The organism is Pseudomonas sp. Irchel 3F3, assembly GCF_900187545.1.
GTDB classification, from domain to species: Bacteria; Pseudomonadota; Gammaproteobacteria; order Pseudomonadales; family Pseudomonadaceae; genus Aquipseudomonas; species Aquipseudomonas fortuita.
Genome location: NZ_FYDS01000001.1, coordinates 395350 through 416240, shown reverse-complemented (window position 1 = coordinate 416240; position 20891 = coordinate 395350). Strand labels below are relative to the sequence as shown.

General features: G+C 61.9%; 15 protein-coding genes and 2 pseudogenes. 6 read left to right on the top strand and 11 right to left on the bottom strand.

Features of this window, described 5'->3' with window-relative positions; translation table 11 throughout:
• Positions 1 to 157: 157 nt before the first annotated feature.
• The 7 genes from CKW35_RS01940 to dapA form a co-directional block, all read right to left on the bottom strand.
• Positions 158 to 2581 carry a TonB-dependent receptor gene (locus tag CKW35_RS01940; RefSeq protein ID WP_095114890.1) on the bottom strand — a complete coding sequence of 808 codons (2424 nt, stop codon included), beginning with the start codon at positions 2579 to 2581 and terminating at the stop codon, positions 158 to 160.
• A gap of 72 nt (positions 2582 to 2653) precedes the next feature.
• Positions 2654 to 3613 (bottom strand): FecR family protein, encoded by a 960-nt coding sequence (locus tag CKW35_RS01935; protein WP_095114889.1) that lies wholly within the window; start codon positions 3611 to 3613, stop codon positions 2654 to 2656.
• A complete protein-coding gene (locus tag CKW35_RS01930) occupies positions 3606 to 4130 on the bottom strand; it encodes a sigma-70 family RNA polymerase sigma factor (RefSeq protein ID WP_016486136.1) in 525 nt (174 codons plus the stop codon). Before CKW35_RS01930 ends, CKW35_RS01935 begins: the two co-directional genes overlap by 8 nt.
• Before the next feature lie 285 nt (positions 4131 to 4415).
• Positions 4416 to 4802 (bottom strand): cupin domain-containing protein, encoded by a 387-nt coding sequence (locus tag CKW35_RS01925; protein WP_095114888.1) that lies wholly within the window; start codon positions 4800 to 4802, stop codon positions 4416 to 4418.
• A gap of 72 nt (positions 4803 to 4874) precedes the next feature.
• The gene (locus CKW35_RS01920; protein ID WP_023049340.1) at positions 4875 to 5699 is read right to left on the bottom strand and encodes an AraC family transcriptional regulator; all 825 of its coding nucleotides are present in this window, start codon (positions 5697 to 5699) and stop codon (positions 4875 to 4877) included.
• An 82-nt stretch (positions 5700 to 5781) separates the two neighbouring features.
• The gene (locus CKW35_RS01915; protein ID WP_095114887.1) at positions 5782 to 6333 is read right to left on the bottom strand and encodes a YdeI/OmpD-associated family protein; all 552 of its coding nucleotides are present in this window, start codon (positions 6331 to 6333) and stop codon (positions 5782 to 5784) included.
• A 212-nt stretch (positions 6334 to 6545) separates the two neighbouring features.
• Entirely contained in the window at positions 6546 to 7415 is an 870-nt protein-coding gene (dapA, locus tag CKW35_RS01910) for a 4-hydroxy-tetrahydrodipicolinate synthase (RefSeq protein WP_095114886.1), read from the bottom strand.
• Between the two features lie 362 nt (positions 7416 to 7777).
• On the opposite strand from dapA, the gene CKW35_RS01905 reads away from it, so the two are divergent.
• The gene (locus CKW35_RS01905) at positions 7778 to 9631 is read left to right on the top strand and encodes an ABC transporter ATP-binding protein (protein ID WP_095114885.1); all 1854 of its coding nucleotides are present in this window, start codon (positions 7778 to 7780) and stop codon (positions 9629 to 9631) included.
• A gap of 162 nt (positions 9632 to 9793) precedes the next feature.
• Here the strand turns inward: CKW35_RS01905 and CKW35_RS01900 are convergent, their stop codons facing one another.
• Positions 9794 to 10564, bottom strand: coding sequence for an IclR family transcriptional regulator (locus CKW35_RS01900; RefSeq protein WP_016486129.1), 771 nt, complete (start codon positions 10562 to 10564; stop codon positions 9794 to 9796).
• A 153-nt stretch (positions 10565 to 10717) separates the two neighbouring features.
• On the opposite strand from CKW35_RS01900, the gene CKW35_RS01895 reads away from it, so the two are divergent.
• Genes CKW35_RS01895 through CKW35_RS01880 form a run of 4 tightly spaced genes read left to right on the top strand, consistent with a single transcriptional unit; the run spans position 10718 to position 15295 of the window.
• On the top strand, positions 10718 to 11527 hold the full coding sequence (locus CKW35_RS01895; protein WP_095114884.1) for a shikimate dehydrogenase: 810 nt from the start codon (positions 10718 to 10720) through the stop codon (positions 11525 to 11527).
• A gap of 4 nt (positions 11528 to 11531) precedes the next feature.
• A complete protein-coding gene (locus CKW35_RS01890; RefSeq protein WP_095114883.1) occupies positions 11532 to 13265 on the top strand; it encodes an FAD-dependent oxidoreductase in 1734 nt (577 codons plus the stop codon).
• Entirely contained in the window at positions 13250 to 13570 is a 321-nt protein-coding gene (locus tag CKW35_RS01885) for an NIPSNAP family protein (RefSeq protein WP_060518607.1), read from the top strand. The genes CKW35_RS01890 and CKW35_RS01885 overlap by 16 nt, the downstream gene beginning before the upstream one ends.
• Positions 13571 to 13612: 42 nt before the next feature.
• On the top strand, positions 13613 to 15295 hold the full coding sequence (locus CKW35_RS01880) for an FAD-dependent oxidoreductase (protein ID WP_095114882.1): 1683 nt from the start codon (positions 13613 to 13615) through the stop codon (positions 15293 to 15295).
• 19 nt (positions 15296 to 15314) lie between these two features.
• On the opposite strand, the gene tssM is transcribed toward CKW35_RS01880, so the two are convergent.
• The 3 genes and pseudogenes from tssM to CKW35_RS01865 all read right to left on the bottom strand — a co-directional run.
• Positions 15315 to 18941, bottom strand: a complete 3627-nt coding sequence (gene tssM / locus CKW35_RS01875; RefSeq protein WP_095114881.1) for a type VI secretion system membrane subunit TssM — start codon at positions 18939 to 18941, stop codon at positions 15315 to 15317.
• A complete protein-coding gene (gene tssA, locus CKW35_RS01870; RefSeq protein WP_070086878.1) occupies positions 18938 to 20401 on the bottom strand; it encodes a type VI secretion system protein TssA in 1464 nt (487 codons plus the stop codon). Before tssA ends, tssM begins: the two co-directional genes overlap by 4 nt.
• Positions 20389 to 20589: pseudogene (locus tag CKW35_RS01865) on the bottom strand (type VI secretion system-associated protein TagO); the annotation flags it as partial. The pseudogene CKW35_RS01865 and the gene tssA, both read right to left, overlap by 13 nt.
• On the opposite strand from CKW35_RS01865, the pseudogene CKW35_RS28790 reads away from it, so the two are divergent.
• A pseudogene (locus tag CKW35_RS28790) lies at positions 20587 to 20754 on the top strand (hypothetical protein); the annotation flags it as partial. The pseudogenes CKW35_RS01865 and CKW35_RS28790 overlap by 3 nt on opposite strands.
• Between the last annotated feature and the right edge of the window lie 137 nt (positions 20755 to 20891).

Here is a 20891-nt window from a genome sequence, read left to right as displayed (position 1 = left end):
AGAACCAATGGCTAACTATCGACCTGCCAGGCCACTCAGCTCGTGTCATCTCTCAAATGACCCTGCGGAACGGGTTGGCAACTGCTTCGGGAGCCCGCATGATGATCCGACAGGCTTCACGCATGTAGCGCATGCGGATCATCCAATACCCACGGCATCAATATTGGTAGCGTAGCGTGACTGCGACATTGCGCGGATCACCGTAGTACAGGCCACCGAAGTTGTTTGAAGTTGGCAAGGACTGGTAATAGACCTTGCCCAAGGCGTTGTTGAGGTTGTACTGCACGCTGAACTGTTGATTGATTTGATAATGGGCGTGCACGTTGAGCAATGCGTAGCCACCTTGTTTGATGGCATACCCGTTGACATCGGCGGCGGTGCGGCTCTGGGCATACACGTCGCCACCCACGCGCCACTGGTCGAGGGCACCGGGCAAGCGGTAGTCCGTCGACACCTTTAGCAGGCGGCGCGGGATCTTGCGATAGTAGTCCGAGCCCTTGTTACTGCCAGCCACATATTCTGGATCGCTGTAGGTGTATCCAGCGCTAAGGTTCCAGTTCTCCAGTGGTTCGCCTGAAATCTCCAGTTCAAAGCCGCGGTTACGCACTTTCGCGCCGGCTTCATAACATTTGCTGGTACCCGTCACGCCACAGGTTGGCGACACCGACAGGGCTTCGGGCATGTTCTCTAGGTTGGTCTGGAAAATGGCCAGCGTGGTGTTCAGGCGGCCATCGAAATACTCACCCTTGATGCCGGTTTCGTAGTTGTCGCCCTCGATAGGGTCAAGCAAGGTGTTACCGACACCGTAGTAACTCTGAGTCTTGTAGATCTCGGTGTAGCTGGCATACCAGCTGTGGTGCTTATCCAGGTCCAGTACCAGCCCGGCATACGGCACCAACCGGCCATTCTCCCGGTATCGATCATTGGTGTACGGGCTGGCCACCTCGTAGTCCGACCAACTCACCCGCGTGCCGAGGATCAGGCTCAGGTCATCCGTGAGGCTGAAGCGCGAGGCACCGTACAGGCCTCGCTCCTTGCGCTTGTAGTTGTAGTCCGAGCCGAGCGCATTGAGGATGGGGCTGGGCAGAGCGCTGTAGTCGAAGTCGGTGATGGTGATCGTGGGGTTGTTGACCGCGCTCTTGATGACGGCAGTGAACTCGTCCTGGCGACTGTTGGCCCCCAACATCAATTGGTGCTTGCGCCCGAACAGCTCAAAGGGCCCGGTTGCATAGAGGTCCAGCGCGAACTGGGTGTCGTCGTAGTCAGCCTGGGAGACGGTCATGCGATAGTTGTCGCCCGATACCCGGCTCGGATAGGCCGAAAGGAAATCGGCGTTCGACCAGATCGCGTTCATGGCCAAGGTCAACGTCCATTCGTTGTCAAACTTGTGCGTGACATCGCCGAACAGGGTGTAGTTGTTGCGATCCAGGTGCGCCCACTTGCCGTTGAGGTTGGTGGAGCGCGAGAGCGGGTAGAAGGAGCCGTCACTGCGGGTATTCAGGCCGCCCCAGTCATAGCCGTTCTGGTTGTCCTTCTGAAGGGTGGCACCTAGCGTCAGCACGGTGGAGTCGTTCAGATCCGCCTCGCCGACCAGATACAGCAACTGGTTGTCCCGCTCGGCGCCGTCCCGGTAGCTGTTGGCGTTGTTGTAGTAGGCCACTGCGCGGCCGCGAATATTACCCGTGGCGGTCAATGGCCCGGAAACATCCACCTGACTCCGGTAGTTGTCCCAGGAGCCTGCACCCAATTCCGCGCCCAGGCGAAAGTCCTGGGTCGGCCGCTTGCGCACGAGGTTGATCGCCGCCGACGGGTTGCCCGTGCCCTGCATCAGGCCGTTGGCCCCGCGTACAACTTCGACACGGTCGTAGAGAGCCATGTTCGACGTGGACATGACGTCCATCGAGTAGTTTTCCGAGATGTTGGTCGGAATCCCGTCGTATTGCAGATCGCTGATCTCGAAGCCACGCGCGTAATAGGTGGAGCGGTCAGTGCCAATCTTGGTCAGGGTGATACCGGTTGCCGTGCGCGCGATATCGTCCAGGTTCTGGATGTTCTGGTCGTCCATCTTCTTGCGGGTGATCACCGTCACCGATTGCGGGGTTTCCCGCAGGCTCAGGGCCATCTTGGTCGCCGTATTGGTCGATCCTGTGGTGTAGGAGCCGCTATCCTCGGTAATCGAGCCGGGTGTATTGCCGGCAATGGTGGTCGCTGCAAGGTTGACTGCGCCTGTGACCGGTACGGCCTGCTGGAGTTGATAGCCATCTTCGGTTGGGCTCGCTAACAGTCCAGACCCGGACAGTACCTGTGCAAAACCGCCATCGATGGTGAAGCTCCCGTGCACACCGGGGCTGGTCAATCCTTGCACCTGGCGGGACTCAAAAGAGATGGGCGTTGCGCTGGCCTGGGCGAACCGACCCAGGGCTTCGCCCAACGGCCCGGCAGCGATGTCATAGCGCTGCAGGGATTGCTCGGCCAATGCGCTGGCAGGCACTGCCAGTGGTGCCGTACAAAGTGCCAGGCGCACGGCCAGGTAGAGGCCGTGCGCGGTAGAACGGGTAAGCGCTCGAATCGGCGACTTCATGTTTTCGATACTCCTATGGTGTTGGCCATGGGAGGACGGACGAAATTCGAAAACACGAAATGATTATTGAAACTATTTCCGCCCCACCTCGGGCTTCAGGGTTACCCGGGTTATCCAAGGGGTGTACTGGCTGACCTGGATCGGCAAGGTGCGTTGCAGCAGCCGCAATGCCTGGCGCGGATCATCCAGCGGCAGCATCACCGTCACCTGTAGCCCTGCGAGGGCAGCATGATCGGCCCACAGCAGGCCTGGGTAGTGGCGCGACAAGCGCGTCAGCACATCGCTCAGTGGCTCATCTTCGGCCAGCAACTGGTGCTTGTGCCAAGCCTGTTCAAGGGCATCTGCCCGTACCTGTTCGACGTTGCCTGGGCCTTGTGCGCCAAGACGTACGCGCTGGTTGGCCGTCAGCTTCAGTGAGTGGCCGGCACTGCTGATGGCGGTGGTCGACTCGATCATGGTCACTTGCGTCGAGTCGCCTTGCCGCGCCACCGTGAAGCGCGTGCCAAGCGCCCGCACACTGCCATGTGCAGTCACTACCAGGAATGGGCGAGGGTCCTTGGCCACATCGACCAACACTTCGCCACGCAGCAGCTCGACCCGACGTTCACCTGCATCAAAATGCACGTTCACGGCCGAGTCCCCGTCCAGATGGATTTCGCTGTCATCGTCTAGTCGGCGATCAAGCCAAGCGCCCCCTGAGGTGCTCAGGTCTGCCAGCAGATATCCCTGTTGCCAGCAAGTCGTGGTGATCCAGGCCATGGGAAGCAGGGCCAGCGTCAAGGCCAGGGCCTGCATCTTGCTGGCCTGGGGCGCGCGTGGTGCGTGGCGGAGGGCTTTTCCGGCAGCCTGGCGGGGTAGTTGCTGCAACGAACTCAGACGCCCTTGCAAGCGCGCGACCGCTGCCGCATGTTCAGGGGCCGCGCTGATCCATGCCTGGAATTGCGCCTGTAACTGAACGTCGGCCTCGTCGTCGAGTAGCACCAGCCAGCGCGCAGCCTCGCGCAGGACCGAATCGGCAGTCTGGTCAGGCATCGCTCACCTCCATGGCAGCGTCGCAAGCCAGCATGGCCTCGACTAAATCGGCCTGTACAGTCCTCACCGAAATGTCGTGATGGCGTGCGATGTCATCCTGGGACAAGCCTTCAAGGTGACGGAGGATAAAGGTTTCACGAACTCTGTGCTTCATGCGTGACAGCGCTCGGTCGATACGTTCCAGCAGCTCTATGGCCTGCAGGATTTGCTCGGGCGAGAACGCCTGCTCCATATGCTCGACACTGGCCTCAAGCGCCTCCCTGTATGCCTGCTCCAGGCGCAAGCGGCGGCCGTTGTCGATCAGGATACGGCGCGCAATGGTCGCAAGAAATGCACGAGGCTCACGAGGGGAAGCATACTGCCCGGCGGTGAGTACACGGTAGAACGTGTCCTGGGCGAAGTCCGAAGCCTGATGCGGACATTGCAGGCGCCGCCGCAGCCACGCCACCAACCAGGGGTGGTGCCCCGCATACAGCTCGCCAATGGGATCGGAAGAAGGTGATCGAGGTCGGTCCATGACAATTGGCTGCAAATGAGAATTAATCTAAGTTATCACTTATGCAGGAGCCTCGCCATATCCTTGTCAACCGCTGGCGGATGACGATTGTCGACCTCATCTGGTCAAATACCGGCCTCATCGCCTGAAAGCCGGCTCCGACAAGAATTGCACCAAAACCTCCAGGGCTACGCAACACTGACGGAAGCTGAACTTGTCGCCAGTGACTCGCGAAACGGCCCCTCCACCTCGGATAGTTGTCTGTTCCAAGTCTTGAAGAAGCCAGCCAATATCAGAGACGTCAACTTAGATCCAGACGTCATTCACAGCCGTTCGCTCCCCGCCTTCATGACCGGTATTCAACACACCTCGCGGCTCGATCATCATGAGTTTCGTCTCCGTCTCTGCCGCTGTTCTGTGCTCTACCCCACGCGGCACCACATACAGCTCGCCCGGCTTCACATGCACGCAGCCCTCTGGGAGATCGATGCGCAAGAGGCCTTCGAGTACCAGAAACGCTTCATCGGTCTCGGGGTGCGAGTGCCAAATGAATTCACCTTCGATGCGAACCACCTTGAATTGGTAGTCGTTCATTTCCGCGACCACCCGTGGACTCCACTGTTGCTCGATAAGCGAAGCTTTTTGAGTCAGGTTCACAGGCTGCGGTACGCATTGCTGATGTATGCAGGACATGGCCGATCCTCTCTAGTTGGAGCGACCAGCCTATCGAATGGGAAACACGGCTTTCTTGTACGATCCTGCAACTCAGCGAACAGCACGCAAGCGTTCCAACCAACGCAATGGCGGTACGCCGTAGGTGCGAGTGAAGTGCCGGGTCATGTGGCTCTGATCGTGAAAGCCTGCGGCGAGGGCGGCATCGACCAGGGTGAAGCCGTCCAGGATCAGCCTGCGAAAACAGTCCAGGCGCCGTAGCGTGACAAACCGGTAAGGGCTGGTGCCGTAGAGGGCGCGAAAGTCCCGCGACAAGCTCCATTGCTCACGCCCGCTGGCCTGTTCGAGCATCTCCAGCGTGATGCCTACGTGCAGATGCTCCATGATGAACGCTCTGGCGCGCTCGGCGCTGCGGTAGTCCAGGCGTTTGCGGCCACGTGGCTTACCACCGACGGCACGCAGCGCCATGGCCAGGTCATACACGGCGTCCTGCTCCTCCAGTGTTTCCAGAGGATGGTCCAAGGCTTGTACGAACGCCTCGCTGGCGCGGTACAAACGCGGGTCGCAGGAGAGCCCGCCGGCGATGAAAGGCAACGGTTCGCCCCCGAGCACGTTCTGGATCAACGACGGGTCGATGTAGGCCATACGGTATCGAAAGCCCACCTCCGTGCCAGCCATGCCGTCATGTACTTCATCCGGGTGCAGCACAAGGGTATTGCCTGGCACGCCGTGGCACAGCGCCCCCTTGTAGTGAAAGCTCTGAACACCGGCAAGGGTACGGCCTATCGAGTATGTGTCATGACGATGCGGGTCGTAGCCATGGCCACCAAACCAGGCTTCGATGCGCTCCACGCTGCCAGGCGTAGTGCTGCGTATGACCCAGTCAGGGGTGGATGACGGGTTTGCTTTTCGATCCATGAGTATGCTTGGTGCTAGTGAGGCATCTGGGATGGGTGGTTGACCCCTTGTGCTTCAGGATTCCCACCCGCGGCGGCGTTTCTCAATCTTGCGCCTCAGGCGCACGGAAGGCCTTGCTGTAGTAACCAGACGGGTCGAAACAGCAAACGTGCTTCTTGCCGGAGGCAAGCATATCGCATGCATTGGCGATTCGTTTTGCGCGCGTCTGGGCCTGCTTGGCTGACGTGATCCAGTGTATCCAGTCTACTCGTGCGAGGGTCGTCGTATTGGTCCAGACCAGACGAGCCTCAGGCGTGGCTGCCAGTGCCTCCTGAAAATCGGGAGGGATGCCAGGTTCGGGCTCCTTCGGCACAGGGCTCACCTCCAGTGTAACGATGTCGCCAATGGCAGCATTTGCAGCGTCGAGTAACGTAGAGCTGATCTGCAGCCAATGGCTCAGTTGACCATCCGGTTCAAGGGTTGCCTGGAAAGGGTATCCATTCAATGTGCCTTCAACTGTCGTCCTTCCGCGCCTGGGAAGCTGTGCACTCGCCTCTTTTGGCAGTACCACGAATGCCCATGACGAATCATCCCCAGGGTTTGCCGGACGAAGAAGCGTTGCTTCGAAGCGGGCTTTAACAACGGTCTTTGTCATTGCAACGCCTCCAGTCACGATGCCAGCTTCAGTCGCAGTAAAGACACTTTAACCCGGCAGGGCCGCCAGCACCGCACCCACCCTACTGTTGAACGCAGCGGGGGAGTCCACGACGCGCGCAGGGGCTTTTACCTCGCCGTCGGCACGCGTGGCGCGCCGGGCCTGAAGGCCTTGTTCGGCTTCAAGGCCTCCTCGCAGCAAAAAGGCTGCTCCTACAGGGCTCCGGGTAGCGCCAGCACCGCCAGCAGTTTGTCTCTGGTTGGTTGAGTGCAAGGCTGCATCGGTTCGCGCAGCTCGTCGGTCATCAAGCCCTGTAACTGCAATGCCGCCTTGACCACAGCCGGGTTGGGCTCGGCAAAGGCCATCCTGATCCAGGGCAGCAGCTGGTAGAACGTGCCACGCGCAGCCGCCCAGTCACTGCTATCGACCTGCCGCAGCATGCGCACGTAAAGGTGCGCATGCACATGGGCCGAAGCCGAAATGGCCCCTGCACCGCCCAGGCACAGGTTGTTGAATATCTGCAGGTCTTCACCGGCCAGCACCTGGGCATGGCCGTCCTGGATCAAGGCCATCGTGGTTTCGCTGTCGCCGCTGCAGTCCTTGACTGCCGCGATGCGCGGATGGCGCACAATCCGGCGCAAGGTTTCGCGCTCGATGCGCACGCCGGTGCGGTAAGGGATGTCGTACACGATAAGCGGCACGCTGGCGGCATCGGCTACCGTGTTGAAGAAGGCTTCGATACCGGCCTGCGAAGGGCGGATGTAGCAAGGCGCCGGTACCAGAAGCCCAGCAATGTTGCGCCGCTGGATCTCGGCCTGGAAGGCCAGCAATTCACGCAAGTTGTAACCCGACAGGCCCATCACCACCTTGTCTGGCGCCACCCAGGCCAGCACAGCGTCCAGCACAGCCAGTTGCTCGGCCTTGGACAGTGCCGCCGCCTCCCCCGTGGTACCGCACACCACAAAACCGGCCACGCCTTCTTCGAGCAGCTTCTTCACCAGCTTTTCAAGGGCGGCGAAGTCAACTTCATTGGCGCGCAGGGGTGTGACAAGGGCGATCCAGATACCACGAAAATTCGACATGCATAAACTCCTGATGTTGACCGAAAGTCAGCGTCAGCGGGTGAAGAGTCGAAGTGGTCTGGCAGGGATACCTGGCGCCTTCTGTCTCGTCAGCCCACCTGACGAGACAGCGCGCCTCGGTCAGATGAGCGGCTGTTTCTTGGATTTCTTGGCAACGGCAACGCACGCACCTGCCTGAGCAATGAAGCCCGAAGCGGAAATGGCGTGGTTGGACATGGACATGCTGGCAAACCCGTTGCGTAGGTATGGCTGGATAATGCTCGGGCGGCGGACAAGCTGTCAACCTGCTGTAGCGCAGGTCGAACATGCCGATGTGCGGTATGGTTACCTGTCAGGCAGATGCTGATTTACCGGAGACATGCATGCTTCGCATTTTTGAACGCTGGCTAGACCCCTTCCCCCCCGACGAGGTACCGCCGCCGCCGGTTGGCCTGCTGCGCTTCATGTGGGCCTGCACCCGGGGCGCCCGCGGCTACATTCTTGCCCTGGCACTGCTCAGTGCCGGGGTGTCGATTTACGAAGCCTGGCTGTTTGCCTTTCTCGGCCAAGTGGTCGACCTGCTCTCGGCCTGGCAGGCCGGTGGCGCGGCAAGCACACAGGAAAGCCACGTACTGTGGGGGATTGGCATCGTTCTGGTGACCAGCATCGGGCTGGTGGCCCTGCGCACCCTGGTGCAGCACCAGGTGCTGGCAATCAATCTGCCGTTGCGTCTGCGCTGGGACTTCCATCGCCTGATGCTGCGCCAGAGCCTGTCGTTCTTCTCCGACGAGTTCTCTGGCCGGGTTACCACCAAGGTGATGCAAACGGCGCTGGCGGTGCGCGAGGTCTTGTTCACGCTCATCGAAATCCTGCCCGGCATCGGTGTGTACTTCATTGCAATCATCGCCCTGGCCGGTGGCTTTGCCTTGAAGCTGATGCTGCCGTTCATTGCCTGGCTCGTGCTGTTCGGGCTGGCCATGCTGTATTTCGTGCCCCGCCTGGGCAAGGTCGGGCAAGAACAGGCCAACGCACGGTCGTCGATGACCGGGCGAATTTCCGACGCCTACACCAACATCACCACGGTAAAGCTGTTCTCGCACTCCAAACGCGAAGCGCACTTTGCCCGCGCGGCCATGGAGGACTTCAAGCAGACCGGCTTTCGCCAGATGCGCCTGGTCAGCCAGTTCGAGATCGTCAACCAGGCACTGGTGGTGGGCTTGATCTTTGGTGCCGGCGGCTACGCGCTGTGGCTGTGGCACCAGGGCCAGGTCGGCACTGGGGCAGTCGCGGCCATTACCGCCATGGCCCTGCGTATCAATGGCATGTCGCACTGGATCATGTGGCAGATGACCTCGCTGTTCGAGAACATCGGCACCGTGCAGGACGGCATGGCCACCCTCACCCGCGGTCCCAAGGTACAGGATGCGCCAGGTGCCACCGAGCTGCTAACCCGCGGCGGCGCGGTGAGCTTTGACAAGGTCAGTTTCAACTACAACGGCGAGCGCCAGGTGCTCAACGACTTGAGCCTGCACATTCACCCAGGCGAAAAGGTCGGGCTGGTCGGCCGCTCTGGCGCCGGCAAGTCCACCTTGATCAACCTGCTGCTGCGCTTCTACGACGTGGACAGTGGCGAAATCCGCATCGATGGGCAGAACGTCGCCAAGGTCACGCAAGACAGCCTGCGCAGCGCCATCGGCATGGTCACCCAGGACACCTCGCTGTTGCACCGCTCGATTCGGGATAACATCGCCTATGGGCGCCCGGACGCAACCGACGCCCAAATCCGCGCCGCTGCAGCCAATGCACAAGCGGATGGTTTTATCAGCCAGCTCAGCGACCGCCAGGGCCACAACGGTTACGACACCTTGGTGGGCGAGCGCGGTATCAAGCTGTCCGGCGGCCAGCGCCAGCGCATCGCCATTGCCCGGGTAATGCTGAAGAACGCGCCGATCCTGCTGCTGGACGAAGCCACCAGTGCGCTGGACTCGGAAGTGGAAGTGGCCATTCAGGAAAGCCTGGACGAAATGATGCAAGGCAAGACCGTCATCGCCATCGCCCACCGGCTGTCGACAATTGCCGCCATGGACCGGCTGATCGTGATGGATGAAGGGCGCATCATCGAGCAAGGTACACACGCCGAACTGCTGGCGAAGAATGGCACCTATGCCCGGCTGTGGCAGCACCAGAGTGGTGGGTTCCTGGGTGAAGACCAGGGCGTGGCCGAGGTGGTTGAATAGGCTCAGCTGAAGCTGACGCGGACAGTGTGGGAGCAGGCGACGCGAAGGATGGCACCGGCTGCGCCGGTGTTCGCGGGCATGCCCGCTCCCACAGTGGTCGCGCGTGCGCCAGGCCAGCTATCGCAGCTCGGATCGCAGCGGGCTACCTGCGGTATGAACGCCTCAATCCAGCACCGGCCGCAACAGCGCCTGCGCCTCATAAAGCGGTGGCAGATAGCGCAAACGGATTTCATCAACACTCAACCGCGAAGCGTGGGTTGTGATGGTCAGCGTCGCTTTCAACTGACCGGCCCGGTCCAGCAACGGTACACCCAGCACCCGCATGCCGATTTCAAATTCCTGATCAACGATACAGAAACCCTGCCCCTTCACCCGCTGCAACTCCGCGTCCAGCTGCGCCCGGTCTGTCAGCGTATAAGGCGTCAACGGCCGCAGGGGGTTGCGTGCAAAGTACGCCTCCCGTTCCCCCTCACCCAGCCAGGCCAGCCAGATCCGCCCCCCGGCCGTGCAATACATCGGCACCCGCGAGCCGGGCCTGATCGACAACGAAGCCACATGGCTATAACGGCTGCGCACCAGGTGGATGATTTCGTCCCCATCGCGGGTACCCACCGACACATGTTCCTGGGTCTGGCGCGCCACCTGCTCGATGATCGGCCGCAGCATGCGCGGCAGTTGCGCCGAGTCCACATACGCCTGGCCAATACGCAAAGCCTTGGGTGTCAGCCAGTATTCGCGGCTGTCGGTTTCGGCAAATCCCTCGTGCACCAAGGTCAGCAAAAACCGCCGTGTGGCGCTGGGGGTAAGGCCAGACAACCTGGCCGCCTGCGGCACGCTGAGGCGTGGCTGCTCGGCGCTGAACAATTGCATGAGGGCCAGGCCTTTCTGCAACCCGGCGATCAGGTCCCGGGAGTGGATGACGGACGTGTTCATTGTTTTGGCTCATAACGGGTTGCAAAACTGCCGTTCACTGCGATAACCGGCTCATGATTGCGATTATCGCACTAAAAGCCCGATCAGCGCATTGTTGACGCCCCCGCCCGTGCAGCACGCTTGCCTCCACAACAAAACAATAAGGAGGTCAGCATGATTCGTGGTTCCACTGAACTCGTCGCAATCGTCGGTTCGCCCATCGCCCAGGTGAAGTCCCCCGAGAACTTCAACACCTGGTTCGCCAACAACAACTGCAACATCGCCATGCTGCCCATCGACCTGCACGAAGCAGCGCTGGACAGCTTTGCAGACAGCCTGCGCGGCTGGCAGAACCTGCGTGGTTGCGTGGTCACTGTGCCCTACAAACAAGCCCTGGCCAACTGCCTGGACGGCCTGAGCGCGCGCGCGGCCGCCCTGGGGTCGGTCAATGTGATTCGCCGCGAGCCTGGCGGGCGTTTGCTGGGCGACAACGTGGACGGCGCCGGCTTCCTGAGGGCTGCGCGCAAGCATGGCTTCGAGCCGGCGGGCAAGCGGGCCTTGGTGGTTGGTTGCGGCGGAGTCGGCAGTGCCATCAGCTATGCACTGGGTGAGGCCGGTATTGCCAGCATCACCCTCCATGACCCCAGTGCTGCACGCTTGGGCGCGCTATGCGAACTGCTTGGCAGGGCCTTCCCCGGGCTCGGCATCAGCACGCAGGTCTGCGGGCTTGAAGACTTCGACCTTGTGGCCAATGCCTCCCCCGTCGGTATGGGTACAAGCGCAGAGCTGCCATTGTCTGCCGCGCTGCTGGCAACCCTGCAGCCCGACACCCTGGTCGCCGACGTGGTCACCTCGCCCGAGATCACCCCGCTGTTGCACCGGGCTCGGCAGGTTGGCTGTGCGATCCAGACTGGCCCGGAAATGGCCTTCGCCCAACTGGGCCACCTCGGCGCCTTCATGGGCGTGACGCCACTGGAGATCTGAGGCCATGGCCACTATCGAAAACATACAGCAGCGCTTTGACCTTATTGTGCTGGGCAGCGGCGCCGGAGGTTTTGCCGCTGCAGCCACGGCAGCGCGGCGCGGGCTGAAGGTGCTGGTGGTGGAAAAGGCCGAGCACTTCGGCGGCACGTCGGCGATATCCGGCGGGGCGGTGTGGCTGTATGGCACCGACCAGGCCCGCGCCGCCGGTGCCAAAGACTCCCCCGAGGCCATGCGCACCTACCTCAGGCACGTTATCGGCGATGGCTACGAGCCTGCATTGGCAGACGCCTTCATCGAGCAGGGCCACCAGGCGCTGCGCTGGCTGGAACAGCACACCGAGCTGCGCTACGCCCTGCGCCCGCACTCACCGGATTATTACCCCGATGCGCCCGGCGCCACCCAGTTTGGTCGGGCGCTGGAAATGGTCGAATACGACGGCAAGCACCTCGGCCCGCGCTTCAAGGACCTGCAGATGCCACCGCCCGGGATGCTGCTGTTCGGCGGCATGATGGTCAACCGCGTGGATATCCAGCATTTTCTCAGCATACGCCGCTCACCCAGGTCGCTGTGGCACTGCCTGAAACTGATGGCGCGTTACGCTCGGGACCGCCTGCAGCACCCACGTGGCACCCGACTGACTACCGGCAACGCCCTGATCGCACGCCTGGCCACCAGTGCCTTCGCCCATGGCACCCAACTGTGGTTGCGCAGCGAGGCCTTGGAGCTGATCGTTGAACAGGGCGTGGTCACGGGCGTGGTGGTACAACACGAGGGGGGCCGTGTGCGGGTACTGGCGCGTGGCGGTGTGGTGTGCGCCATGGGTGGGTTCGCGGCGGGCGCGCTCGCCGCTGGCTACCGGCCCGCCCAGCCAACACCGCACCTGACCATGTCGCCCGCTGCCAACGACGGCGCTGCCCTGCGCCTTGGCCAGGCTGTGTCGGCAGCCCAGGGCGAGGGCCTGGCGGCCAACTTCTTCTGGGCGCCGGTTTCCGAACTGCGCCATGCCAGTGGCGAGCGTGAACGCTTCCCGCACCTGGTCACCGACCGCGCCAAGCCTGGCGTAATCGCGGTAGACCCGACCGGGCGGCGCTTCGTCAACGAGTCGGACTCTTACCACCACTTCGTGCAGACCATGTTCGCCAACGGCATTGCCAGCTGCTGGCTGGTCTGCGATGCCGAGGCCATGAACCGCTACGGCCTGGGCCTGGCGCGGCCTAAACCGGTAAACAACCAGGCGCTGATCGACGCCGGCTACCTGTACCAGGCCGCAACACCAGAGGCCCTGGCCCAAGCCATCGGCGTTGACCCACAGGTGCTTGCGCAAACCCTCGAGCAGTTCAACGCAGATGCCCGCAATGGCATCGACCGCGCGTTCGGCAAAGGCGGCAACAGCTACAACCGCTACATGGGCGACCCGCAACACACCCCTAACCCGTGCCTGGCGCCACTGGCAAGCGGGCCGTTCTACGCCATTCGCATTCACACCGGCGACCTTGGGTCGGCCTGCGGCCTGGTGACCAACGCCGATGCCAATGTACTGAACCGAAGCGGCCAGCCGATTGCCGGGCTGTACGCGGTCGGCAATGACATGAACTCACTGATGAAAGGCACTTACCCCGGCCCCGGCATCACCCTGGGCCCTGCGCTCACCTTCGGCTGGCTCGCTGCCAACCACATCACCGCGCGCCTGCAGGCGCCGGCCACCCAAACGGAGACCTCTGCATGTACTACGAATTGAGAACCTACACCCTAGACCCCCTGAAAATGGCCGACTGGCTGGCCCTGTACCAAAGCCATGCGCTGGAAGTGCAAAGCGAACACCTGGGTAACCTGGTGGGCTTTTTTACCAGCGAGTTTGGCGACGTGAACCAGGTGGTGCACATCTGGGGCTATACCAGCCTCGATGAGCGCATAGCGCGCCGCGCCGCGATGGCATCAGACCCGCGCTGGGCAGAATTCTCGCGGCGCAACCGCGAACTGGGTGCGGTAGTACGCCTGCAATCGCGACTGATGCGGCCCACCGGCTTTTCGCCGCTGAAGTAAACCGTAAGCGACCTTCTATCAACCCCTGAGCGGAACCCCTGCATGCAACCCCTCGAATGTGACGTACTCGTCATCGGCTCCGGTGCTTCTGGCCTGGCAGCCGCCGTTACCGCTGCGCATCACGGCCTGCGCGTGATCGTTGCGGAAAAAGCCAGCCAGCTGGGCGGCACCAGCGCCTGGTCGGGGGGCTGGCTATGGGTACCGCGCAACCCGCTGGCCATTGCCGAAGGCATCGTCGAAACCGACGATGCCCCAGAACGCTACCTGCGTGCGCAAACCCACACCCACGAGCTGGACGCACGTCAGCGGGCATTCCTGCGCTACGGCCCCGAGATGGTGGCGTTTTTCCAGCAGCACACTGCTGTGCAGTTTCAGTCCGGCAGCCGCATGCCCGACATGCGCGAAGGTGACGGCAGCGCACACGGCGGCCGTTCACTGTGCGCACTGCCCTACGACGGCCGCCTGCTAGGGCCCTGGCTGCACAGGCTGCGCCCACCGCTGGACATCGTCAGCCTGGCCGGCATGGGCATTGCCGGCGGCACCGACATGGCCGCCTTTTTCAATGCCACGCGCTCGTTCAAGGCAGCGTTGCATGTAGGTAAGCGCCTGCTGCGCCACGGGCGCGACCTGCTGCTACACCGACGCGGCCAGCAACTGGTCAATGGCAACGCACTGGTGGCACGCCTGCTGCGCAGCGCCCTGGACCTGGGTGTGACGCTGCTGACCGACAAGCCGGCCAGCCGCCTGTTGGGAGAAGGCCGGGTCAGCGGCGCGCTGTTTGCCGATGGCCAGGCGATTCACGCACGCCGGGGTGTGGTGCTGGCCTGTGGCGGCTTCCCGCACGACCGCCAGCGCATCGCTCAATTGATGGCGCATGCGCCGGATGGCACCCGGCATTACTCTGCCGCGCCCAAAGATAACAGCGGCGACGGCCTGCGCCTGGGCGAACAGGCCGGTGGCCTGGTAAGCACCGAGCTGGCCCAAGCCGGCGCTTGGGCACCGGTTTCGCGGGTACCACGCAAAGATGGAACCTTCGGCCATTTCCCGCACCTGATCGACCGCGCCAAACCCGGCTTCATTGCCGTGCGCCGCGATGGCCGACGCTTCGTCAACGAAGCCGATTGCTACCATGACTTCATGAACACACTGTTCGCTGCCACGCCGCAAGGCGAGCCGCCTGAAGCCTGGCTGATCTGCGACCACGCGGCGCAGCGCCGCTACGGCATCGGCTGGGCCAAACCGTTTCCCTTCCCTACCCGCTTTTACCAACGCTGTGGCTACCTGCACAGCGGCGCTACGCTGGCACAGCTGGCGAAGCGCTGCGGGATCGATGCCGGGCAGTTGCAGCGCACTGTGGACGGTTTCAACCACTTTGCGGCACAGGGTGAAGACCCGACCTTCCAGCGCGGCACGTCGGCCTACAACAGGGCCCAGGGTGAACCGCAGCAGGGACCCAACCCGTCGCTTCGGCCGTTGCTGGAGGGGCCGTTTTATGCGGTTAAACTGCTGCCAGGCAGCCTTGGCACCTTCGCCGGCCTGGGCACCGACGCCTCGGCCCAGGTGCTGGACCACGCGGGGCAGCCGATACCCGGGCTGTTTGCGGTGGGTAATGACATGCACAGCGTGATGGGCGGGTATTACCCGAGTGGTGGTATTACCCTTGGCCCGGGGATGACCTTTGGGTATCTGGCCGGTAGAGCGTTAAGTGGCCTGCGTTCACAGTGAACACCGCAAGGGCTGGTTTTCATAAAGGCTGCCCATGCGCCTGCTCTACCTGAGCCACCTTGGGCGGCTGTTGCAACAACCCTCGCGGCAACCGGAAGCTTTTGAACGGTTGCTGGGTGATGGGATTGAAGGCTTTTTCAGCATTCAGTCGATAGCGCATCACGCCATCACCGGTCCGGAAGCTCAGGTCTACGCTGGTTGGCGTCCGCCCATTGAGTGAGCCGCGGCTGAGCAAGCGGAACATCGACCACGGCCCGCGGTACTCCAGGCTGCTGCTGTTACCGTTCTGCCTCAGCAAGGTAAGGTTGCTGCGCACCTGCTGCCCCAAAGTATTGGGCCAGACGATCCCGGTGATCTGGCTCGGCCCATGGGTGTAGGAAATCAGCTGACCATCGAGGTCCAGCAGACTGGTGCGCTGGTTAGCGCTGAGCCCCAACGGCTCGATGCTGAACTGCACACTCAACTTGCCGCGCTGGTCAAAGAAGGTTTCGCGGATGCGATCCGCCAGCTCGAGTTGCTCGATCACGTCGGCGCGAATCAAGGATTGCCCGTGCTGAGCGGATTGCAAGGCCTCAAGGTTCTCCTTCAGGAAGACCTCCAGGTATTGATCATGAAACTGCTGCAGCCTCCCTTTCGGCCCGAAGAACGCCTCGAAGTCATCGAGTGAAGCATCGGGTGCCTTCACCATAAAGGGGTAGCGGCCTGCCAGACGTTGCTGGAAGAAACTGTAAACTTCAGCATCCCAACGCCGCTCCAGTTCGCGCAGTGCTTCAACGTTCAGCACCTGGGCGGTCTGGTCGGCGAGCTTTCTGACCTGGTGGTTGATGGGCTCCGGCAAGCCTGTGGCAATACGTTGAAGGGTGCCTATCGGGTCATGCCCGGTCATCGCAAAGCGCTGATGCACAGCTTGCAGTGCGGCCTTGCCGCGGTCCGGGCTGTCCTGTACGGCCTTGGCGTAGTCCAGCACGGCCGCAACAGCGCCGAGGGTTTCATCGTAGTAGCTCGGCTTTTCTCCTGTGGCCTGCAGCATCGCGCCCAAGCCTGCAAACGCCCGCTGGATGGCCAAGGCTTGCTGTTGCTCGGGTTTGCGCGTTGCTGAGCGCAGCGTATTCAGTTCACCCGTTATTTCAACACCAGCCGGGGAAGCGAGTGAGGTGTTATCCCTCACCGTATCCAGCAGCCGCTGCAAAGGTGCTGCTGGGCCGGTCAACTGCTGCAGGACCGTGACACCATGGTCCAGATCACGGAAGTCGGCGACGGTGAATGCATTCAAGGCGCGTCGCCAGCTGTCAATGTAATCGGCGCTGTAGAGGTTATGCAGCCGTTCGGTCAACGCATTGCGGTCGACGTCCGAATAGTCGATTTGGCTGCGCTCGCCCAAGGCCCACTGATCGACCATCGCCATTTCAGCGAACCGCTGGCTGCGCGGCTCGAAGTATTCCCTGAAGCCTTTGGCGGTAAGCATGGCGGCCAGCAGTACCTCCTCCTCCCCTTGCCTGGCCCCGGAAGACGGCTGGTACACCACATCGAACGCAGGCCCTACCTGGTGGCGCAGGTCCAGACCGCTGTGCAACTGCTCTTGCGCCTGTTGCTTCAGCCCTGCATAGACCCGCTGTGGCAACGGCAATTTGCGCAATGCCTGCTGCACTTCGCTGACACGCTGGCGGTACTGCGGCAAATCCGTGTCTGCATAGGCCAAGGCGTACTTCAAATGCTGCATGAGGTCACGCTGCAGTTGCCCTTGCCCAGGAAATGCCCGTTGCCAATGACGGGCCATCCAGTCCTCGACCCATTCGGGCCGGCGGCTGTCGCGGTCCTCGATCATCCGGTAAACCCTGAGCGCGGCCATTTGCTGCTCGCTGCCAGAAGGTGCTGCGTTCATGGCATCGATCACACCACTGGCCAACGCCGGCAAGAAACGCCTGGACAACAAGCTCAGGTACGCCTCATCAACCAGGGGGCCAATGTTGCGCCCTTGATACAGACCAAAATCGGCAACACCCAGCCACGCCGCGCGATAGTCGCCAAACACCGCCACCGCATCGCGAATCTGGTCCAGTGGCTCCAGCAGGTTGCGCCCGGTCGGATCAAGCCGCAGATCGACTTCGTGACGGCTGTACTCCTGGCTTTTGGCGAACACACTGGCAGCCTTGGAGCTATTGATATCGAAGTAGCGCTGCCAGCTGGCGATGGCGATACTGAACGCCAGGAGGCCTACGCCAGAACCAATCCACAGCAATTGGCGCTTGCTGCGCGCTACCCGGACGTTGTCGCCCGCCAGGCCGGCCTCCTGATAGATAACCCGCCTGAATGCTTGCTGGATGAAATAGGCCAACGCCTTGCCCTGTGCCTTGCCCTCACGCAGGGGAAGTTTCGTCTTGTAGGGCTGTGCCGCTTCACGGACAAATGCATTGCTCATGTCGCCGTGCTGCACCACTGACGACCAATACACACCACGTACCAACGGTGGCGTGGTGAAACGGTCACTTGCCAAGGCTTCGCGCAGAAATGCCAGCAGTATGGGTCGCAACCCGACCAGTTGGGCTTGCAGTGAGAACAGGCGCCCGCGCGGCGCTGTTTTGCCCAGTACGTCCAGGCGATCGATCACCTGCTCGTTCAATGTGGCGAGAAGCTGTCCGTAGTGCTCGTCATACTCATCCAGCCAGGCATCGAACGCCTCAACTGCATCCAGCTTGAACGTGAATCCCAACAGGCTTTCACGCTTGGCGGCGGGAAGCTTGCCGTAGAACTGATCGAAGCCGTCCAGCAGATCGAATTTGGTCAGTACCACGTACAGTGGCAGGCGCGACCCCAGCTGGGTGCTGACTTCGTACAGGCGTGTGCGCAACCCATGGGCCAGCGCGACGCGTTGGTCGGGCTTGCCATTCAACAGCGCCGGCAAGTCGACGACCAGCAACACACCATTAAGCGCCCGCTGGCTTCGATTACGCACAAGCCAGCTCAACAAGTGCTCCCACAACCGGGCCTCGGTACCGAGCGTCGCGAAGGGTTCAGACTCGGAGGGGTCGTTGGCGGCCGAACCAGCCGGGGGCTTTTGACTGATGAAGATACCGGGCGGATCAATGATCACGGCATCGTCGCTGACCCACCAACCGACCGGGTAGGCCAGTGCTTCAGCCTGTCGACCCCGTGCCTGGGCCTGGTCGATTCGCGTCAGGGTAAAGCGCTGATCGGTGCGGTCGATGAAGCTGGTTTTACCCGATTTTTCATCGCCCAACACCAGGTACCAGGGCAGCCGGTACAGGGCGCGTCGCCCACCGGCATTGTCGAGGTATCGCTCAAGCCCTTGGCTCAACGCCTTCTCTTGCGCCTGCATGAACGGTAGCGTGCCATCCAGTTCGACGGCGCGTGCCTGCCGGCGTTCTGCTTGCAGGCGGCGTAAGCGCCGGCGCACCACCACAAGCCAGCACAAAAGCGGCACCAGCACGAGTACCAGGCTTGCCACGCTGCGATGAGCCACACTTGCCAGCGGCTGTTGCTCACGCCACATCCATTGCGGGCCAAGCCACCAAATAGCGACCAGCATCAGCAAGGCGCCAAGCCCAAGCAGCAGCGGCAGCGCCAGGCCAATGCGCGTTACCCACGGCAAGCCCCAACGTTTGAGTTGCGTCCATATTTGATTCATCGAGGCTCCTGTTCCTTGTCTTGAACTGCCAGCGCTGGGGATGTCGCGTACTGCTGAAGCCGCTGGAACACTTCTGGCTCCCACGCGCTGGCGGTGGTTTGCTGCATCGTTTGGGCAACGCTGGCGCACAGGTTCTGGGCCAGCCACGACACCCCCCGCGCGGCCAGCAGGTCGGCAGCGATCACGGTGGCGTGGCAGCGCTCACGGGGAGCACGAAAGCCCGCTTGCAGCCCTTGCAGCCTGAGGAGCACCGGCTCTACACCAGTGGTTTCCAGCTGGCTGACCAGCTCCTCGCGCAGGCCGCCAAACTCGTGGGAGGTTGAACTTTGCTCGGAGGGCCCTTGCATGCCTTTGAGCCAGGCCAGGCATTGGTCGTCGACAAACACCGTGCCGTCACTGAAGCACAACTGCTGCAGCGCCGGCATTCGCTGTACAAACCGGGCAGTCGCACAACGGATGGCTTCAGCCACCTCGCCCATCGCCAGCCGTGCGGCAACGGTCGCAGCCAGAAAGCTGCCACGAATCCAGTAGGGGCAAGCCGTCACGCTTTTTTCAATACGCTGAAGCAGTGCAGGGTCAAATGCCGTACTGGCAATGGCCTCTTCATAGACCCGCGTGATATCCAGCGGAACCGCCATCAATTCCGTACGGTTGCCCTGCCTGGCCGGGGGAGCAGCCTGAATGTGCGCCCACAACCCAAAACGCCGTAACTGGTAGCCAGTAGCGTCATAAGGGTCCTGCTGGTTGATGAGCTCGGCCATGGCGAGCACAGCCCGCCGTGTCTCACGCTCATTGCCCATCGACAGGTGTGACGCGGGTGTGGCGATGACGTCGGCCAGCGGCGCAGGTTTCACGCTCGCCGCCGGTGGCTTGGGTATCGCACCCTCGCCGACACCGTTGGCGAGCTCTATGTGCTTTCGCAGCAGGCGCCCCAATTCGTCGAGAACAGCTGCCTCCAGCTGTGCCGTGCCCTGTTGCTGCAGGTGGTTGAACGCCGCCTGCGCCGCCGCTGCATGAGTAGGACTAAAGGTGAAACGGTCAAGACGCGGTAGCGCCTCGACCAAGCGGCTGACCACCAGGCCAACCAACTTGCGCTTGCCCAGAAAGCCTTTCGGCCCAGGCTTGGGATGAGCAGTTTCCCAGTAGCACTCGATCATGCCGGCCAACAGCGCCAAGCTGAATCCCCAACGCTGCCAGCAGCCGCTACGCAGCCATGCGGCACTCAGGTGCGCAACAATTCGCAAATGCTTGCATTGCTGGCTCAGGTACTGTCGGGACGCTTCTTCGATGTAGACCCAGTCGATCGAGGCGTCCTGCAGCCCACCCAGCTTGACCATTTCCTGGTCTATGGCCTGGTAGGTTTCGTCCTCGACATCGAACAGCCCGGCAGGCACCGCTGGATCAATCGGTGCGAGCAGCCGAGCGACTTCGGCCGCGGATACCTGCGCTACCACCGGCATGTGCTTCGCGCCTGGCTGATCAGCGGATCCAGGCTTTGAGCATCGAAGGTCAGCCCGTCGACCTCGCCGTGCTCACTCACAACCTCGATACGCTGGGCACCGATCAGCTTCCTGATCTGCTCGATGGCTGGCAGGCCCCGCCCGGCATCGAGCACCTGCCCGTTCTCCATCACCTGCCAGGACGTCTCGGGCATGACGCCACGCTCGACATCGGTCAAAACCACACAATCAAGATCGCCAAGGATCGTGTGGAAACCATCGGCAATCACCGCCACGACCAGATCACAGCCAATCACCACACCCGCATTGGCGGCAACCTTGAGCAGCAGGTCGAAGGGCATGCCGAGCTTGAACAGGCCCTGTCACTCGGCATAACTAAAGTTGACACTAAATGGCATCGGAACGATCACTGGTCTCCGCCCAACTGGATTGCCATCACCCATAACGAAGTACCCACACCTCAACCAACCGTTGAGTTCGCGGTGCTGCT

Bases quoted from the DNA above. Each gene is read 5' to 3' on its own strand.
- tssM (WP_095114881.1), bottom strand. From the start codon at position 18,941: ATGAATCAAATATGGACGCAACTCAAACGTTGGGGCTTGCCGTGGGTA.
- CKW35_RS01905 (WP_095114885.1), top strand. From the start codon at position 7,778: ATGCTTCGCATTTTTGAACGCTGGCTAGACCCCTTCCCCCCCGACGAG.
- CKW35_RS01890 (WP_095114883.1), top strand. From the start codon at position 11,532: ATGGCCACTATCGAAAACATACAGCAGCGCTTTGACCTTATTGTGCTG.
- CKW35_RS01920 (WP_023049340.1), bottom strand. From the start codon at position 5,699: ATGGATCGAAAAGCAAACCCGTCATCCACCCCTGACTGGGTCATACGC.
- CKW35_RS01915 (WP_095114887.1), bottom strand. From the start codon at position 6,333: ATGACAAAGACCGTTGTTAAAGCCCGCTTCGAAGCAACGCTTCTTCGT.
- CKW35_RS01930 (WP_016486136.1), bottom strand. From the start codon at position 4,130: ATGGACCGACCTCGATCACCTTCTTCCGATCCCATTGGCGAGCTGTAT.
- CKW35_RS01940 (WP_095114890.1), bottom strand. From the start codon at position 2,581: ATGAAGTCGCCGATTCGAGCGCTTACCCGTTCTACCGCGCACGGCCTC.
- CKW35_RS01880 (WP_095114882.1), top strand. From the start codon at position 13,613: ATGCAACCCCTCGAATGTGACGTACTCGTCATCGGCTCCGGTGCTTCT.
- dapA (WP_095114886.1), bottom strand. From the start codon at position 7,415: ATGTCGAATTTTCGTGGTATCTGGATCGCCCTTGTCACACCCCTGCGC.
- CKW35_RS01900 (WP_016486129.1), bottom strand. From the start codon at position 10,564: ATGAACACGTCCGTCATCCACTCCCGGGACCTGATCGCCGGGTTGCAG.
- CKW35_RS01935 (WP_095114889.1), bottom strand. From the start codon at position 3,613: ATGCCTGACCAGACTGCCGATTCGGTCCTGCGCGAGGCTGCGCGCTGG.
- CKW35_RS01895 (WP_095114884.1), top strand. From the start codon at position 10,718: ATGATTCGTGGTTCCACTGAACTCGTCGCAATCGTCGGTTCGCCCATC.
- CKW35_RS01925 (WP_095114888.1), bottom strand. From the start codon at position 4,802: ATGTCCTGCATACATCAGCAATGCGTACCGCAGCCTGTGAACCTGACT.
- CKW35_RS01885 (WP_060518607.1), top strand. From the start codon at position 13,250: ATGTACTACGAATTGAGAACCTACACCCTAGACCCCCTGAAAATGGCC.
- tssA (WP_070086878.1), bottom strand. From the start codon at position 20,401: ATGCCGGTGGTAGCGCAGGTATCCGCGGCCGAAGTCGCTCGGCTGCTC.